At 48.9% G+C, this 1,135-nt stretch carries 1 protein-coding gene; it reads right to left on the bottom strand.

The window, feature by feature from the left end:
* Positions 1-900 (bottom strand): hypothetical protein (locus FJZ26_06235; GenBank protein ID MBM3230004.1); only part of this gene is annotated, 900 nt, incomplete at its 3' end.
* Positions 901-1,135 lie beyond the last annotated feature (235 nt).

Below are 1,135 nucleotides of genomic sequence, written 5' to 3'. Positions count from 1 at the left end.
GGCGGCAAGCTTGGGAATCCGAAGCTGCAGCATGTTGAGCACAAGAAAGTGGTATGCCCGGACAAGCATGTAGTAGGCAAGCGAGCCTCTTGCAGGCAAAAATACATGGGGGAAGTTGGTGTTTGAGAAAATGTCGGCATAAAAATAAGTGGTGTCAAGGCCCCCGTTTTGAAGCAGGCTTGCGTACTTTTGCCCTTTAAGCGCGCAGTAGCCGTAGGTGATTGGGACGGAAAGCTGCACGATTTTCCCTCCTGCGCGCCTAAGCCGGTATTCAAACTCCGAGTCGTCTGAGCCAAGATAGATTGGAAGCAGGTAAAGCCCGGTTTTTGACAGGTAGCTTGTGCTAATCAGCCACCAGACAGAGGACATATAGGACATGGGCTGCGTTTGGCCCTTTGCTGCCCTGCCGTTTTTTTGCTCAATGAACTTGTCCTCAGAGGCCGAGTACGCGCCTTTTGTAAGGTGCCCGCCAAAGACGCATTGCGCCCCGGTTTTTATTGCGCTTTCAAAAAGTATGCCAAGGCTTTTGGGGGAGTATGGATGCCTGTCAACATCGGTTGCAAGAAAATATTTGTAGCCAAGTTTTTGCGCCATAAGCTGTCCAAGATAAACTGCGCCTGCAAATCCGAAGTCCACCTTGCGCCTTGCGTGGATGACTGAAAGGCCTTTTGAGTCAACGAACCGGTCGTGCTGGCCGTAGACTGCAAGAATGTCAAAATCCTTAAACTCCTGGCGCTTCATTGACTTGAAAAAAGCTTCAAGCCGCATAGAATCGCCGTAGCAGGGAACAATGACAAGGACTTTTGCCTTTCCCTTGCGAAGGTCTTTGACATGTCCAAGCAGCCGATAAAGGCTTGGGGGGGTTTTGAAATGCTCTGTGAAGTCAGTGAATTCAATCATTTAGATTACCGTTGCAAGCCATGCCAGAAGATTGGCACAAGTATTGGCTGATTGCAGCTCATCTGTGCAGCTGGTGCGCTGATTGGAATTTGCAGCACTCGAAGTATTGTTTTGGGTATTAATAAAGGATTGCGGTTTGGGGCTAAAGGAAAATCTTTTTTGGCGTGCTTGGTTGTTTTGGCTGGCTTTGCTTTTTTGGCTGGCTTGGTTGTTTTTGCTGGCTTGGTTGTTTTGG

Source organism: Candidatus Parvarchaeota archaeon, assembly GCA_016866895.1.
In the GTDB taxonomy this organism is placed as follows: Archaea; Micrarchaeota; Micrarchaeia; order Anstonellales; family VGKX01; genus VGKX01.
Note: the sequence above shows the minus strand (reverse complement) of the source record. Positions and strands in the feature narration are given on the sequence as shown.